Genomic DNA, 12,185 nt, shown 5'->3' with positions numbered 1-12,185 from the left:
TAAGGATCGAGGAAAAATGGAGGAGGATTTGATGAAAAAATTGCCTTGTCTTTTAGTACTGCCGGTTCTCTGCACCGCCCTGGCATTTGCCGGGGGAAAGGCTGATCAGGGAAAGGGAGTGACCTTTACCATCGCCTTAAGCGAAGATATCCGAGCGGTGGACCCCGGGGTCGCCTGGAACTTTGTCACCAACCAGGTTACCAACCAGATCACTGAGGGTCTCCTGACTCTGGATGCGGGCAACAACATTGTCCCCGAACTGGCAAAAAGCTGGCGCCAGACCGACGACCTCACTTATGTGTACGAAGTGCGGGATGATATCGTTTTTTCCGACGGCACCAAGATGACCATGGATGACGTGGTCTTCTCCCTGGAGCGGTACCGGAACCCCGATGGCGGGACCTACTTTGCCGACTTCTATGCGGATGTGGCAAGCATCAGCGCCACAGGTCCCTGGCAGCTCACCATAAAACTGAGCCAGCCTTCGGCGATCTTCAAGTACATCCCCGCCATCGGCTCCGGCCGGATCATCAGCAAAGCTTACTATGAAAAGCACGCCGATGATTTTGGCAGTGCCCAGGGCGGCATTATTGCTACCGGCCCCTTTGTGTACCAGAGCTGGACCAGCGGCCAGGAGATCGTGCTGAAGAAAAACACCAACTACTGGGACAAAGCAAAGCTGGCCTCTAATATCGTTGACACCCTGGTGTACAAGGTCATCCCCGATGACACCACCCGGATAATCGCCCTCCAGACCGGCAGCGTGGACTTCAGCGCCAATCTGCCCCCGGATCAGCTGGATCAGCTAGCCTCGGATAAAAACGTTACACTCACCATCGTTGATTCCTACAGGCTTTCCTTCCTGTCCATGAACACCCAGCGTGCGCCTTTTAACGATGTGAATGTGCGAAAGGCCATTTCCCATGCACTAAACCTGAGCGAATTCCAGCGGACCATTATCAAAAATACCGGGACCCTGGGAACCGTCCTTCCCTTCGGCTCAGCCCTCTACGGCAGCGATGCTTCCAAGTGGCAACAGTACCTGCAAAAGACCGGGTCCTACAACTACGATTTAGCCCAGGCCAGGCAGTCCCTTGCCCAGTCCGGCTACCCAAACGGGTTTAACTGTAATGTTATTGTCAGCGACTCCTCAGTGGACAACCAGCGCGCCCTCTTCCTCCAGGAAGCCCTGAAGCCCCTCAATATCAATGTTGAGATCCGCAGGGTATCCGGTGATGAACAGGATACCTATCAGATGGGGAGCATCCTGGATGCCAACGGGAAACGGGACTACGATATGCTTTTCGGCAATTGGGAAGCGGACTATCCGGATCTGAACAGTAATATTGAAATCCTGTTCGCATCAGGTCAGGCAGGGGAAGATGGCTACAATTCATCCGCCTACGCCAATCCCCGGATTGACGAGCTTATCGAAGCTCAGCGGACCACCATCGATCCTGCCCGGCGTTTTGAAATTCAGACTCAGTTCATGGATATTGTGGTCAGCGATGTTCCCTATATCGTCTTTGACTACTCAAACCGGCACAGCGCTCTGAATAAGAAGTATACCGGCCTTGAGGTTACCCCGGCCTGGCTCTGGGTGCTGCCTGTGCAGAACCTGAAGGCGGCAAAGTAAGGAAGAAGCGTTACTTGCAACACCGACTTTAGTTGGAGAGTTCTTTACGCAGAATAGCTGTGAAGACGAAATGATGTCTTTGCAGCTATTCTGTGTGTATAGTTGATTGCCTTAACTCCCATCCAGAACCAATCCCTATAGTGCCCTTTCCGGGTTATCCGCCATGCGCCGCAGTGCAGCAACGCCAAGCGCTGCCATCAGTTCCGCTGCGGTGGACAGCGCCGCAGGGTCAGCAGTGAAGCCCGGGTGGTGAAGAGCCTGGGGGCTACCAACGCCGATGGTCCAGAATGCCCCGGGGATGCGCTGCTGGTACAGGGCAAAATCTTCGCCTCCCATGCTTGGTACGGCGGGTACTACTGTGAATCCTAGGTTTCGGGCGGTGTCGGCTACGAAGCCGCTTAACAGGGGATCGTTGTTCGTAGCAACTGTGTTGATTTGCCAGGAATACTCCACCTTAAGACCCATATTTTCTCCGATGCCCCGGGCAAGTTTCTCCAGCTGTTCCGAAACCTCGCTTAGTCTTTCTGTGTTGAAGGTACGTATGGTGCCTTCCAGCAGGGCTTCCGGGGGGATCACATTCCAGGTGGTGCCTGCTTCTATGTGGGTAATACTGAGAACCGCCTGATCAAAGGGGCTGATGGTGCGGCTGACAATGGTCTGGGCGGCGCTGATAATCTGGGCTGCCGCCGGTATGGGGTCCAGGCAGAAATGGGGCAGGGCAGCGTGTCCGCCCTTGCCATGGAGGAGTATGCGGAAGGCCCCCACCGCCGCATTGACAGCGCCGGGGCTGACCGCGATGATCCCACTTTCATGCTCCGCACTGGTATGCAGGCCGTAGATTTCCTGCACGTCATCCAGGACCCCCGAATCCAGTACCTGCTGAGCCCCATTGCCCCCTTCCTCGGCAGGCTGAAAGAGAAGCTTGATGGCTCCTGGTAAAGTATCACGTTCTTTTTGCAGCAGTACCGCTGCGCCCAGCAGGGAAGTGAGGTGAAAGTCGTGTCCGCAGGCGTGCATGACCCCGGGATGTTCCGAAGGGTAGGGGGATTGGGATACCTCGGTGATGCTCAGGGCGTCAATGTCGCTCCGCAGGGCCACTACCGGGCCTTCACTTATGCTGCCTTTCAGCCGGGCTACCAGGCCGGTTTTTAGGGGGACATCCAGTATTTCTATCCCTGCGGCTTCCAGGATTTCCCTGATATGGGCGGTGGTTTCATGTTCCTGATTGCTGAGTTCCGGGCGGCGGTGGAACCATTCAAAATGGGATTCCAGTATACCTTGCAGATCCCTGTTGGGCATAATTTCTCCTTTGCTAATGCAGAGTTTTCTTTGAAAAGAAGGAACCCAGAGCCTGAATGACCGTAACGATGAGTATCAGTATTATTACTGTAATAACGGTAATGTCGGTTTGATAGCGTTGGTAGCCGTAGCGGATGGCAAAGTCTCCCAAGCCGCCGCCGCCCACTGCCCCGGCCATGGCGGTAAGCCCCACCAGGTTAATAAAAGTGATGGTGGTCCCCCGGATGATGCCGGGAACGCTTTCCTTGAGGTACACCCGGAAAATGATGCCCCAGGGGCCTGTCCCTATGGACTGGGCCGCCTCGATGGAGCCTCGATCGATTTCTGCCAAGGCATTTTCCATCTGCCGGGTAAAGAAGGGGGCAGTGCCGAATACCAGGGGTACGATGGAACCCTTTACCCCAATGGCGGTGCCCGCGATAAACCGGGTCACCGGGATGAGCAATGCCAGGAGTATGATGAAGGGGATGGACCGGAACAGGTTGATGATCTTGTCCAGTACGGTCCAGAGGCTTAGGTTTTCCAGGATATCCCCCTTGCGGGTGACGGTCAGGATAAGCGCCAGCACCAGGCCGATGGTGAAAGCTATTATCCCGGTCAGGGCCATCATGTGCAGGGTCTGCCAGAAACACTTTATCAGTTCCGGTACCTTGTTTACCATGTTGAGCGCCAGTTTTTTCAGTATTTCATCCATGCTTGATCACCTCCACCCGGACTCCTTTTTCAGTTATCCACTGTATAGCCTTTTCAACAGCCTCCGGTTCGCCGTCAATGATATTGATAAGTCCGCCCATGGGGGTATCCTGAATAATATCCAGGTCACCAAAAATAATGTTGATCTTCACATTGAACAGTATTGATGCGTTGGAAATCAGGGCTTCCACGGTGTTCCGCCCGGTATAACTAAAACGGGCAAGGATCTGATTCGGTTTAAGGCGGATGATGGGGGAATCTTCTCTAATCAGATCGTAGATTTTTTGCAAATTGGAAGTAGTGGCCACAAAATCTTTGGTAATTCTGTGCGACGGGTTTGAAAAAATATCAAAAATGGAACCCTGTTCGATAACCTCCCCCCTGTCCATAACCGCAGCTCTGGTGCTGATGGACTTCACCACGTTCATTTCGTGGGTGATGATAATAATAGTGAGGCCCAGCTTTTTGTTGAGGTCCCTGAGCAGGGCCAGGATTGACTGGGTTGTCTGGGGGTCCAGGGCGCTGGTGGCCTCGTCGCAGAGCAGTACCGATGGGTTTGAGGCCAGGGCCCGGGCTATGCCCACCCGTTGTTTTTGCCCACCGGAAAGCTGGGAAGGGTAGACCTTTTCCTTGTCCGTCAGATCCACCAGGTTGAGCAGTTCTTCTACCCTGTCTGCAATCTGTTTTTTTGTGGCCCCCCGGTACTTCAGGGGGAAGGCGATTTTTTCAGCCACAGTCCGGGATCGGAACAGGTTGAAGTGCTGAAAGATCATGCCCATATTCCGGCGGGCCAAACGGAGTTCCCGGTCCGGGAGGGCCGTCAGGTTTTGGCCGTTTACTATTACTGTTCCCGAATCGGGCCGTTCAAGCATATTGATACAGCGGACCAGGGTACTTTTCCCGGCCCCGGAAAATCCGATGACTCCGAAAATTTCTCCATCCTCCACCGTGAGGGATACGTTTTTGACCGCCTCCACGGCAGGGTTTCCGTTCCCGCCGAAAGTTTTGGTAACATTGGTAAGTTGAATCATTTTGCCGGTCAATCTGCTCCCGGGACCACCCGGTCCCCGGGGTCGCTTTTTTGCGCCCCTGCGTTAGTTATTCTGCGTTGTTTACCATGCGGTGGTAAATGCGCCCTTATATGCTGACTGTATGATTCCCTTCACCACATCGGTATGATATTCCTCCACGATGCGCTTGTAAACCGGGTCGTCCTTTTCAGAGGTACGGACCGCCAGTATGTTGATATAGGGATTGTCGCCATTTTCGGACTGCTTCTCCAGGGCAATGCTGTCCCGATCCGGATTAAGCCCCGCGTCAACCGCATGGCCCCCGTTGACGATTGAGGCGGTAACATCGTCCAGGAGCCGCGGGGTTTGGGCCGCTTCCACTTCAATGATTTCCAGTTTCAGGGGGTTTGCGGTAATATCCGTGATGAGGGGAGTGGGTCCCGCCGACGCAGGGATTGTAAGCAGCCCCGCTTTTTCAAGCACCCTGAGCGCCCGGCCTCCGTTTACCAGATCATTGGGAATGGCGATCTTGTCCCCGGTCTTTATCTCCGAAACGGATTTTACTTTCCGGGAAATACAGGCCCAGGGGCGCCAGTATGGTTTCTCCAACCGGGGAAATGTGGTAGCCCTTGGTGCTGATTTCATTGTTCAGGTAGGCGTAATGCTGAAAGGCGTTTAAATCAATCTCGCCGTCCTCCAGGGCCCGGTTGGGCAGCACATATTCTGAAAATTTGACCAGTTCGATAATGACCCCTTCTTTTTTCAGAGCCTCCGCAATGGGTGTCCACATATCCGTAATATCCCCCACCACGCCAACCTTCACCACCCGCTCGTTGGACTGCTGTTTAGCTCCCCCCGCAAAGGCTGACGCACCTATGAGCAGCGCCGCTATAACCAGTAATGTTCTTTTCATTTCCTCGCTCCTTATAATATGAATATTATTCATATATTAATTGTAGGAAATATAAAGTCAAGCCCTTTTTAGGGGCCTTTCGCCGTTTTGGGACAAGCCTTAGCTCAGGGCCTGGTCGAAATCGGCGATCAGGTCATCCGCATCCTCCAGGCCTATGGCAATGCGGACCAGGGTATCGGTGATGCCCAGCCGCTCCCGCTCCGCCGGGGCCATGGCTACGTGGCTCATCTTGACCGGATAGGAAGCGATGCTTTCCACCCCACCCAGGCTGGGGGCAGCGGCGGCCAGTTTGATCCGGCTGTAGAAATTGAGGGCCTGTTCGGTGGTTTTGGTCTTGAAAGACAGCATGGCCCCGGGACCTGAGGACTGGGACCGGTGGACCTCGGCGCCTGGATGGTTCTCCAGGCCTGGATAATAGACATTGGTCACGTTTTTATGGGTCAGGAGCCATTCCGCCACACGTTTCGCCGTGGCTTGCTGGGTTTCCAGCCGCACCTTGAGGGTCTTGATCCCCCGGATGACCAGCCAGGTATCCCAGGGGCCGGGCACGGCGCCGAAACTGTTCTGTACCGCATACAGCCTTTGCCCCAGCTCCGCCGTTTTGGTTACCGCCAGCCCGGAAATTACGTCGCTGTGGCCGCCCAGGAACTTAGTTGCCGAATGGACCACCACATCCGCCCCCAATTCAATGGGCCGCTGAAGGTAGGGGGTCATGAAGGTATTATCTACAATAGAAAGGAGCCCCGCTTCCCGGGCAATCCCCAGACAGGCCTTGAGGTCCGTAATCTTGAGCAGGGGATTCGAAGGGGATTCCAGGTACAGCGCCTTAGTGTTGGGCTTGATGGCCTTCCTGATATTTTCCGGATCCGCGGTATCCACCAGGGTCAGTTCAAGGCCCCACCTTTTATAGAAGGTATCCATAATGACCCAGCTTCCGCCATAAATATCCTGGGGTGCAATGATGTGATCCCCCGTGGCCAGGAGCCCTATTACCGAAGAAATAGCCGCCATCCCGCTTCCAAAGGCATAGCCCTTTGCCCCGCCCTCCAGGATTGCGATGGTCTCTTCCAGGGCCTTCCGGGTAGGGTTGCCCCCCCGGGAATAGTCGAATTCCTGGGTTTGTTTGCCGGTCATGTCTTTCCGGTAAAAGGTCGATGTCTGGTATACGGTTACTCCCAACGCCCCGGTAGCCGGATCCAGTTCATGGCCATTGTGAATCAATAAGGAACCCTTGTTCATAATACCCCCGTTAAGTCTTGTGTAAAGTATCGAAAGTATAGGGAAAGGGGGTAAAAAAGACAACAGGAAGATAAGCTTGCCGGGCCTTCCCGATGCGGTGTAAAATCCTCCCATGACCTCCCGCTTTCCCCATCGGGCTTTAGTCCGCTATACCGCTTCAGGGCATATTCTGATCGATCCCCGGGATGATCCCGATTGGATAGTCGACGCCATGCTGGCAACGGGCTATGACGAGGAATTCTGTCTGGCCCTGGACTTTGAGGCGGGCTTTGTTGCGGACCTCATGAAAGCGGGGTTCCTGGTCATGTCCGCCAACTTGGGGGAGGAGCCGGAGGGGGAGGGTGAAGCTCCCCACACTGCCGGCCCCGCTGCGAACCCGTTACCCCAGTATCTCCTGCTGCCAAAACTCCACCTGGAGCGTTCGGCGCTGTTCTTTCCGGATCTGCATGTGACAAAAACGATACGCCGTTTCCTGCCCCGGTATGAACTGCGGGTGGACGGGATTCCTGCCGGGGAGATCCAGGGTATGGAAGCCCTATTTTCCCTCCCCTCAGGCCCTGCCTCGGACTTTGACCATATCCTCCGCCGCTGTGTGGAGGTCCATGACGATGAGTGGCTCACGGAACCTCTGCGAGACCTTATCCGGGAAATACGGGCCCGGCCTGAAATGCCCGTAAAGCCACTTTCCTTCGGGGTATACCGGGACGGGAAGCTGCGGGCCGGGGAATTCGGTATCCTGGCCGGGAAGGTATACACCAGCTATTCCGGTTATTATGACGAGGATAACGCCGGATCCGCCCAGATGATCCTCACCGCCCGATATCTGGAACAACAGGGCGCCCCCTTTTGGGACCTGGGCATGCCCCTGGATTACAAGGAATTTCTCGGGGCAAAGAATATCGACCCTTTTCAGTTTGTTGAGCTATTCCGCAGCGGACAAGTATGGTAGTATAGAAGAATGGGATTAGGCAATTTTATCGCGGATATCGGAAAGGCCCTTCCCTTGGGCGCGGAACCGACCGAGACCGGAGTAAACTTCTCGATATTCTCTCGGCATGCCACGGCCATGACCCTGATCATCTTTGAGTCTGCGGATCCCGACAGCGACTTTGAAGAAATTTCCCTGAATAAACGCAGAAACCGTACCGGCGATATTTGGCACTGCCATATCCGGGGGCTTGGCCCGGGTACCCAGTACCTGTACCGGGCGGACGGCCCCTATGTCCCGGAAAAGGGATTCCGGTTCAACCCCTACAAGGCCCTGCTGGACCCCTATGCCAAAGCCATGACGGATCTCTCTGTCTGGGATATGGCCGCCTCGGTGGGGTACAACGCCGAGGGAGCTTTCAACGATCTGTCCTTTTCTTATAAAGACAATATCCGCAGCCAGCCCCGGTGCATTGTTGTTGACGATGACTTTGACTGGCAGGGGGACCGGCCCATCAACTACCCCCTGCGTTTCAGCGTGCTCTACGAAACCCATGTCCGGGGCCTGACCGCCCACCCCAATTCGGGGGTGCAGCATCCAGGCACCTATCTGGGGGTGATTGAAAAAATACCCTTCTTCAAGGAGCTGGGGATCACCAGCCTGGAATTCCTCCCCATCCAGGAATTTTACGAAGGGGAGCTTTCCCGGAAAAACCCCGGCACCGGCAAGACCCTGGTAAACTACTGGGGTTATTCCACGGTGTCCTTTTTCGCCCCCAAGGGTTCCTACGCCTGGGACAAAACCCCCGGTGGCCAGGTCCGGGAATTCAAGGAAATGGTCCGGGAGCTCCACAAGGCGGGGATCGAAGTGATTTTGGACATTGTGTTCAACCACACCGCCGAAGGCAACGAGTGGGGCCCCACCTATTCGTTCCGTGGCCTGGACAACACCATCTACTATATGCTCGACGGCAACAAGCGGTATTACAAAAATTATTCCGGCTGCGGCAATACGGTGAACTGTAATCACCCGGTGGTGCGCACCTTTATTCTCGAATGCCTCCAGTACTGGGTAATGGAAATGCACGTTGACGGCTTCCGCTTTGATCTGGGATCTATTCTGGGTCGGGACCAGCAGGGCCGGCTTATGGAGAACCCTCCGGTGTTGGAACGCATCGCCGAAGACCCGGTCCTGAGCAGCACTAAAATTATCGCCGAAGCCTGGGACGCCGGGGGCGCCTACCAGGTGGGCTGGTTCCCCGGGGGCCGCTGGGCCGAATGGAACGACCGCTACCGGGACGAGGTGCGCCGCTACTGGCGCGGGGACCCCTTCCAGGTACAGCACCTGGCCACCCGGATTTCAGGCAGCGCGGACCTGTACCTTCGGGACGGCAGGAAGCCCTTTCATTCAATAAACTTTCTCACCAGCCACGATGGCTTTACCCTGCGGGACCTGGTGTCCTACAACGGCAAACACAATGAAGAAAACGGCGAGGATAACCGGGACGGCGGGGACAATAACCTGAGCAACAACTATGGTGTGGAAGGCCCCTCTAACAGCTCCTCTTTGGAAGGCATCCGGGAACGGCAGCTGAAAAATTTTGTGGCCACCCTGATGGTGTCCCTGGGAACCCCCATGCTTTTAGGGGGCGACGAGTTTGCCCGGACCCAGGGGGGGAACAACAACGCCTATTGCCAGGACAACGAAATCTCCTGGTACGACTGGACCCTGATGGAGCAGAATCAGGAACTTTTCCGCTTTGTTAAAGAGATGATAGCCTTCCGCCTGCGGCACCACGGCTTTATGCGCCCGGAATTCTACACCGGCCGTGACGGCGCCTACAACGCCACCCCGGACATCATCTGGTTCGACGAAAAGGGCAATGCCCCGGACTGGGAAAAAACCGAGTACTGCCTGGCCCTGCGCATGGACGGCAGCCGCGCAGATATACTGGCGGACCGGGACGACAGCGACTTCTTCATCATGTTTAACCCCGCTGATCGGCAGGCCCACTTTAAGATCTGCGAGCCCCTGGCGGGAAAGAGATGGTACCTCGCCATGGACACCAGCCTGCCCCCGCCGGATGACATCCTCAGCGCAGGCAACGAGCTGCCCCTGCCGGATCAGGACGAGTACTATATGCAGAGCCGCAGTATGGCCATACTCCTTTCAAAAGTTATCTAAAAAGGTTTTTACGCAATGGATGAAAGCAGTTTTATTATCGGTGTAGATCTTGACGGCGTGGTAGGGGATTTCTACGGCGCCATGCGGCGCATTGCCGCGGAATGGCTGGATAGGCCCCTGGAGTCCCTGCCTGAAGAAGTGGGCTTCGGCCTGGATGAGTGGGGCATCGCCGAATTCGGCGGCTACGACCGGCTCCACCGCTTCGCCGTAACCCAGCGCAACCTCTTCCGGGACATGACCCCCATCAAAGATGCCCCCGCAGTATTACGGAAACTCTCCATGCACGGCATCCGGATCCGCATCATCACCCATCGGCTTTTTCTCAAGTACTTCCACAAAACTTCGATTACCCAGACCGTGGACTGGCTGGACTCCTACGACATCCCCTACTGGGACATCTGCTTCATGGCCGACAAGGGCGCCGTGGGAGCCCACGTCTACATCGACGACTCCCCGGACAACGTGACCCGTCTGCGGGACCAGGGCTGCCGCACCATCGTCTTCACCAATTCTACTAACCGCCGCATCGCCGGCCCCCGGGCCGACACCTGGCAGGATGTGGAGCGCCTGGTGATGGATGCCAAGGAAGAGTGGACCACCGGCACCCTGGATTTGTTCGGCGCCACGGGGTTCCGGACCAGGTAAGGAATTGCCCGACATCGTTCTGGCCACCATTAACGCCAAGTGGATCCACCCCTCCCTAGCCCTGCGGCTCCTCAAGGCCAATCTGGGCGCCCTGGAGCCCCGCTGTGAAATCCTGGAATTCGCCCTGCGCCAGCCTTTGTCCGAAAAGACCGGCCCCATCCTGGCGGCCCGGCCCCGCATTTTGGGCCTCTCGGTCTCCATCTGGAACCACACCGCCACCGCGGAACTGCTGGACGCCCTGGACCTGGCCTGGGCCGATGAGGGCAGCCCCGACCAAGGCTCCACCGTTGAAAGTACCCCCCGGCCACTCATCGTCCTGGGCGGCCCCGAGGCATCGACCCTACCGGAGAACGCGGCGCTCTTCCACCACGCCGATTATGTTATACGCGGGGAAGGGGAGGCGGCTTTTCGGGAACTCTGCGAAACAGCGCTGGGCTCCCCGTCTGCCCCTCCGGACTCTCTGGCGTCCCATCCGGACGTTCCGGCGGCCGCTCCCGTACCGCCGCTGTGGAGTTTTGGCTGGGCCAAAACTCCGAGCAACTTGCGCAGCAAGTTGCCGGGGACCACCTTTATCGACGCCCCCCAGCCGGGGCTTGGGGGTATCGATCCTGGGTATCGGCTGTATACCGCCGAGGACCTGGAGCGGAAGCTCACCTATGTGGAAGCCTCCCGGGGATGTCCCTTCGGTTGTGAGTTCTGCCTGAGCAGTGTGGATCGGCAGGTACGGGAATTTCCCCTGGAAAAATTCCTGGGAGAGATGGAAAACCTGATCGCCCGGGGAGCCCGGAGTTTCAAGTTTCTGGACCGGACCTTCAACCTGGATATGGAAAAAGCAGCCCGGATCCTGGAATTTTTTCTGAGACATCTGGATCCGGGTATGTTTGTCCACTTCGAGATGGTCCCTTCCCGGATTCCCCGGGAATTACAGGAGCTGCTTGCCCGGTTTCCCCCAGGCAGCCTCCGGATCGAGCTGGGCATCCAGACCTTCAACCCTCAAACCGCCGCGCTGATAGGCAGGGTCCAGAGCGATCCCGAAAAGGAGCTGGAAACCCTGGATTTCTTGCGCCGGGAGACTAATGCGATTGTCCACGCGGACCTCATCGCCGGGCTGCCGGGGGAGGATTTGGGCTCTTTTGCCCAGGGGTTTGACCGGCTCTGGACGGCGCGTCCGGGGGAGATTCAGCTGGGTATCCTGAAATTCCTCCCCGGGACCCCCATAGGCCGCCATACCGGCCCCTTCGGTATGCACTACAGCCCAACGCCGCCCTATGAGGTGATGGAAACCGCTGCTTTGCCAAAGGTTGATCTGGACCGTATCAAAAATTTTGCCCGTTTTTGGGAGCTTATTGTCAACCGGGGGGCCTTTCCCGATCTGGTTTCCCGGCTTTTCCCCGAAAAAGCCCCGGTATTCGGCCCCTTCATGGCCTTGTCGGACCGGCTCCTGGGGCGGTTTGGGCGGAACTGGGGGATAGACCGGGGGGCGCTGCGACTTGCCCTGGAGGAAAGCGCGGGCCTCTAGGGGGCGGCTCTGATCCTCCCATGCATCCGGATCCGGTAAATACCCCGGAATTTACCCTAAAGTGCTCTTTTTTTCTACTATTGTATTATTTCTATTTTAAATGATTTGATTTTCCGAAA

Annotated in this window: 11 protein-coding genes; 5 read left to right on the top strand and 6 right to left on the bottom strand. The window is 56.4% G+C overall.

Translation table 11 applies throughout. The features are described from left to right. The first annotated feature begins 31 nt into the window (after window positions 1-31). Window positions 32-1,636: an ABC transporter substrate-binding protein gene (locus TREPR_RS15105; RefSeq protein ID WP_015709217.1), complete on the top strand. Its 1,605-nt coding sequence runs from the start codon at window positions 32-34 to the stop codon at window positions 1,634-1,636. Window positions 1,637-1,771: 135 nt separating this feature from the next. Here the strand turns inward: TREPR_RS15105 and TREPR_RS15100 are convergent, their stop codons facing one another. From TREPR_RS15100 to TREPR_RS15080, 6 genes are all read right to left on the bottom strand, one after another. Further along, window positions 1,772-2,935: an amidohydrolase gene (locus TREPR_RS15100; protein WP_015709216.1), complete on the bottom strand. Its 1,164-nt coding sequence runs from the start codon at window positions 2,933-2,935 to the stop codon at window positions 1,772-1,774. Between the two features lie 13 nt (window positions 2,936-2,948). Continuing rightward, window positions 2,949-3,629: a methionine ABC transporter permease gene (locus TREPR_RS15095; protein WP_015709215.1), complete on the bottom strand. Its 681-nt coding sequence runs from the start codon at window positions 3,627-3,629 to the stop codon at window positions 2,949-2,951. Then, window positions 3,622-4,659 (bottom strand): methionine ABC transporter ATP-binding protein, encoded by a 1,038-nt coding sequence (locus tag TREPR_RS15090; RefSeq protein WP_041611734.1) that lies wholly within the window; start codon window positions 4,657-4,659, stop codon window positions 3,622-3,624. Before TREPR_RS15090 ends, TREPR_RS15095 begins: the two co-directional genes overlap by 8 nt. An 81-nt stretch (window positions 4,660-4,740) precedes the next feature. Beyond that, window positions 4,741-5,247 carry a MetQ/NlpA family ABC transporter substrate-binding protein gene (locus TREPR_RS19035; RefSeq protein WP_245534750.1) on the bottom strand — a complete coding sequence of 169 codons (507 nt, stop codon included), beginning with the start codon at window positions 5,245-5,247 and terminating at the stop codon, window positions 4,741-4,743. Continuing rightward, complete coding sequence (locus TREPR_RS19030; protein ID WP_245534749.1) at window positions 5,150-5,551, bottom strand: MetQ/NlpA family ABC transporter substrate-binding protein; 402 nt, start codon at window positions 5,549-5,551, stop codon at window positions 5,150-5,152. Before TREPR_RS19030 ends, TREPR_RS19035 begins: the two co-directional genes overlap by 98 nt. A gap of 99 nt (window positions 5,552-5,650) precedes the next feature. Continuing rightward, window positions 5,651-6,790 carry a trans-sulfuration enzyme family protein gene (locus TREPR_RS15080; RefSeq protein WP_041611733.1) on the bottom strand — a complete coding sequence of 380 codons (1,140 nt, stop codon included), beginning with the start codon at window positions 6,788-6,790 and terminating at the stop codon, window positions 5,651-5,653. A 112-nt stretch (window positions 6,791-6,902) separates the two neighbouring features. Between TREPR_RS15080 and TREPR_RS15075 the strand changes: the two genes are divergently transcribed. Genes TREPR_RS15075 through TREPR_RS15060 form a run of 4 tightly spaced genes read left to right on the top strand, consistent with a single transcriptional unit; the run spans window position 6,903 to window position 12,066 of the window. Further along, entirely contained in the window at window positions 6,903-7,739 is an 837-nt protein-coding gene (locus tag TREPR_RS15075) for a GNAT family N-acetyltransferase (protein WP_015709212.1), read from the top strand. 9 nt (window positions 7,740-7,748) lie between these two features. Beyond that, window positions 7,749-9,902 carry a glycogen debranching protein GlgX gene (gene glgX / locus TREPR_RS15070; protein ID WP_015709211.1) on the top strand — a complete coding sequence of 718 codons (2,154 nt, stop codon included), beginning with the start codon at window positions 7,749-7,751 and terminating at the stop codon, window positions 9,900-9,902. A gap of 15 nt (window positions 9,903-9,917) precedes the next feature. After that, window positions 9,918-10,547: a 5' nucleotidase, NT5C type gene (locus tag TREPR_RS15065; protein ID WP_015709210.1), complete on the top strand. Its 630-nt coding sequence runs from the start codon at window positions 9,918-9,920 to the stop codon at window positions 10,545-10,547. Window positions 10,548-10,551: 4 nt separating this feature from the next. Beyond that, a complete protein-coding gene (locus TREPR_RS15060) occupies window positions 10,552-12,066 on the top strand; it encodes a B12-binding domain-containing radical SAM protein (RefSeq protein WP_015709209.1) in 1,515 nt (504 codons plus the stop codon). Window positions 12,067-12,185 lie beyond the last annotated feature (119 nt).

Origin of the sequence: Treponema primitia ZAS-2 (assembly GCF_000214375.1) — a bacterium.
Classification (GTDB): Bacteria; Spirochaetota; Spirochaetia; order Treponematales; family Breznakiellaceae; genus Termitinema; species Termitinema primitia.
This window is presented reverse-complemented; position numbering and strand designations above follow the sequence as displayed.